This is a genomic window from Bradyrhizobium sp. Leo170 (assembly GCF_004296405.1).
Lineage (GTDB): Bacteria > Pseudomonadota > Alphaproteobacteria > Rhizobiales > Xanthobacteraceae > Bradyrhizobium.
In genome coordinates this window covers 1-3,490 of sequence record NZ_PSRR01000538.1, presented here as the reverse complement: position 1 = coordinate 3,490, position 3,490 = coordinate 1, and the positions used below count along the sequence as shown (strand labels likewise).

The 3,490-nt window shown below is 58.5% G+C and carries 4 protein-coding genes; 1 reads left to right on the top strand and 3 read right to left on the bottom strand.

Annotated elements, in window-relative coordinates:
* Positions 1-1,149: IS630 family transposase (locus CWO89_RS42010; RefSeq protein WP_028169397.1), on the bottom strand; the 1,149-nt coding region annotated here is incomplete at its 3' end.
* 43 nt (positions 1,150-1,192) lie between these two features.
* Here CWO89_RS42010 and CWO89_RS42005 point away from each other — a divergent pair.
* Positions 1,193-1,480 carry a LexA family protein gene (locus tag CWO89_RS42005; RefSeq protein ID WP_028169398.1) on the top strand — a complete coding sequence of 96 codons (288 nt, stop codon included), beginning with the start codon at positions 1,193-1,195 and terminating at the stop codon, positions 1,478-1,480.
* Positions 1,481-1,594: 114 nt separating this feature from the next.
* Here the strand turns inward: CWO89_RS42005 and CWO89_RS42000 are convergent, their stop codons facing one another.
* The gene (locus tag CWO89_RS42000) at positions 1,595-1,789 is read right to left on the bottom strand and encodes a hypothetical protein (protein WP_028169399.1); all 195 of its coding nucleotides are present in this window, start codon (positions 1,787-1,789) and stop codon (positions 1,595-1,597) included.
* A gap of 1,097 nt (positions 1,790-2,886) precedes the next feature.
* Positions 2,887-3,243: a helix-turn-helix domain-containing protein gene (locus CWO89_RS41995; protein WP_130231652.1), complete on the bottom strand. Its 357-nt coding sequence runs from the start codon at positions 3,241-3,243 to the stop codon at positions 2,887-2,889.
* Positions 3,244-3,490: the final 247 nt, after the last annotated feature.

Sequence of the window (3,490 nt, the reverse complement as noted above, 5' to 3'; positions counted from 1 at the left end):
GTACCTCGGCACAGAGGTTTTGACTCGTTGAACCTGGCCTGATTCGATGATGGGTTTTGGATAGGCCCGCGCCATTTTGGCGCGAGCCTTATTGGTTGTGAACATCCATTTGACGCGGGCGCGGTCGGCATTGCGCCGTTTCTCCCAGGCGGCGGTCTCGGCGACGAGGCGGGCGAAACCGTCGATGCGTCGATCGAGGCATTGGCGGGCGAGAACGCCGATCTCGATCTCGACCATGTTGAGCCAGCTGGCGTGCTTTGGGACGTAGTGGAACTCCAGTCGGCGCAGTACCCGCCGTGCTTCGTCGGCCGGAAAGGCCTGGTAGAGCGCCCCGGCCGAATGAGTTGAGAGATTGTCGAGCACCAGGCGGATGCGCTCGGCTCGGGGATAATGGATGTCGACGAGGTCGCGCATGCAGGCCGCAAAGTCTTCCGCAGCCCGCCGCTCGGTCACCTTCACCTTGCGCCAGGAGCGATGCGCGTCGAGGAAGACGAACAGGTTTGCGGTGCCATTGCGCCGATACTCGCAATCGTAGCGCTCGATCTGTCCCGGTGTGGCCGGGATCGGCTGGCGCACTTCGCCGATGAGCTGGATTGGGCTCTCGTCGAAGCAGACCACCGGCCGCTTCGGATCAGGCGCCTCGGCATAGAGATCGAGCACGTCCTCCATGCGGGCGACGTAGTCGGCATCGATCTGAGGGATGCACCACATGTCCTTGCGCCACGGCTTGAGATCGCTCTCGGCCAAGCGTCGGCGCACCGTCTCGCGCGACAGGCTCTCGTGTGGCGTCAGCTTGACGATCGCTTCGGCCAACAGTTCCAGGGTCCAACGGGCGCGGCCTGCCGGAGGGCTTGAGCAGGCGGTCGCCACCAAAAGCGCTTCCTCCTTGCCGGTGAGCTTGCGTTCCGACCCGGGCCGCGGCTCCTCGCTGAGCGCCGCCTCCAGATTGCCGAGGACAAAACGCCGTTTGGTGCGATAAACCGTGGACCCGCCGACGCCGACGCTACGGACGATCTCCGCGTCGCTGACCCCTGCGTCAGCGGCGAGCAATATCTGCGCCCGCTTGAGCTTGCGCGCCGCGTGCTTGCCGCCGCTCAGAAGCTCCGTGCGCTCGGTTTGGCTGAGTTCGACCCGATAGCGTACATTCATCCGTGCCTCCGCCTGTCGAGGCACTGACGAACAGCTGAATCGGATGGCCAAGGTGAGTCATTCTGCAAAAGCCTTCACGCCCAAGCAGGGCCAGTACCTGGCCTTCATCGACGCCTACACGCGCGTGCATCGCCGGCCACCTGCCGAATGGGAGATGCAACGGCACTTCGGCGTGTCCCCGCCTTCCGTCCACCAGATGGTGTTGACCCTCGAACGCGCGGGCATCATCAGGCGCCAGCCCGGCTCGCCGCGCAGCATCGAAGTGCTGGTCCCTCCTGAACAGCTCCCCGTCTTGGAAATCCCAAACCAATCAGTCAAAACCTCTGTGTAGAGGTACTAGTAGTAGCCCGTCCATTCGCCGCCACCATCCATAACATCTACTTTACACCGAGCTCAAACTGGTTGTTGGTGTAGAGTTTGAAATCCTTTACTGCGGACGTCGTAATTAGGCTGCCGACCGGATCGACACCGCCGTCCAATATTGGCCGTAGAGCGCAAGCTCCTTGATCAGGTCATAAACCAGTCCCGCCCGCCAGCTCAGGCCTGAGAGCGAGGCCTGAAAACTTTTCATCGCATCCCTGAAATTGGCTTTCCATGCTTGTTTGGTCGGGCCAACGCTGACGATCGCGAGCTGATCCAATATCTTCAGCCAATGTTCCGCGGACGCTGCACACTGGTTGGCAATCGTTTTGATTGGGTGCTCACATCAGTGACAGGTATGGACAGGTTGTCGGAAGCCGGACATGAGACGTGTGCGACGTCGGGAAAACCCCCTGGAGAGAGACATCTTCTAAGCTTCGTTTGAGAGCCTGAATGGAAGTGCTGTCCGATGATGGCGTGACAGCGATGGCGCAAGCATTTCCGAGATATCGTTTCGGACCTTCGACCGGGAAGAGCTATGTCGCCGGGCGACACGATTAGCGTATACGCTGACTGCGGAAGAAGACGAGAGCGATATGGACTTGCGTAACCAGCTGCGCAAGCCGAATTCCGAAAGAATAGCCGGGTGTCGCCACAGCGGTGACCGAAGAAAAAGAGGCAGCTTGTAGTGAACAAGCGGCCCAAGTCTAGGGAGGAAACGCCCAAGGAGGGCAGCGATAGCGCATCGCGCTACCGCGCAAGAGGTTGACTTCTGATCGGTATCACAGCGCATACTTTGCCGAGGCGTGCTCACTCAGCATTCCGCCAACTCGCGGAGACATCCCCGGAGCCTTCGAGCAGACCTCGGTATCCATGTTTTGGACAAACGATTCCTCAGTTTGCGCCGGCGCGTGAGCGCTGGGTGAGACGACTACACTCAGGTCACTTCACCGTTGAAGCCAGAAATCGTGTTCCAGATCACAGCGATAGTCTCCTTTCCGGTCGCCATGGTAACGATAGGCTGATCGGGACAAAGGTCGATTTTTTCTCGATAGTCGTGCTGGCGTTGACGAGTTTGGCTGTTTAATCGTACGGCGGCCGCGGTCTCGGCCTTGCAAGGTGATACTGTCGGACTTTGGAATAATGGATTCCATGAGCCTGGCAGGATCGATCGCAATGGAGAGACCTCCACTGCCACGCTGTGTTTAAACCGTGAGCCAGACGGCATCGGCTACCGGACTTGAGGAACTCGAATTCGCCGACTAGGTCTTCGATGTGACGAAACACCAACTCGGCTAATGGTGGCGCAACTGTAACCCGCTCCGTTCGGATGGGCCCTGCTTTTGAGGCAGCCATGGCCGAAGATGTGGCAGAATTTCAGGCCCGCGACTGACCAGCGCGGACGGCTGCAGCTAAAGCTTCTTCCAGCCTCGTCTTCTCCAGCAAGAGATCCGCGACGATCTTTCGAAAGCGTTGGTTTTCGACTGTAAGATCCTCCAACACACCCCGCATGTCATCCATCGTTCCCGCGTTGGCTGACCCGCCATTCTCAAGTGTGCCACATTGCGCGAATGTCGCATCACTCTTATGCAAGGGCATTTTTCGCCAACGATGAAGGGTCATGACGCTAACCCCGAGCACTTTGCAAATCTCCATCTGAGAATTGCCCGCTCGTGCAAGCTCATTTGCTCGGGCAAGCTTCGACAGAATCTCCTCGTGAGAGTGCTTCTTCATCTTTCTCTCTAAAGGCTCGGCAACGACATCCTTGGTGATGCCTTGAATTTGTCGGCGTGGCGAAACTGAGGCCACCAGCGGCTCAGATTTCAAATACGAAAGGAGTGTGTATGATCCTGGACAAACCGCAGGAAGACCAGATCCGTAAGCCGAGCGTTCGTACATATTCGTGCCGCGACCTTCAAGAGACTTGAATGGCACGTAGCGTCAAGCTGCACCATTTCAAAGTAGAGTAGTGTTTCCGACC

Excerpts from the sequence above, each read along its gene's own strand:
- CWO89_RS41995 (WP_130231652.1), bottom strand. The coding sequence starts at position 3,243 with ATGAAGAAGCACTCTCACGAGGAGATTCTGTCGAAGCTTGCCCGAGCA.
- CWO89_RS42005 (WP_028169398.1), top strand. The coding sequence starts at position 1,193 with ATGGCCAAGGTGAGTCATTCTGCAAAAGCCTTCACGCCCAAGCAGGGC.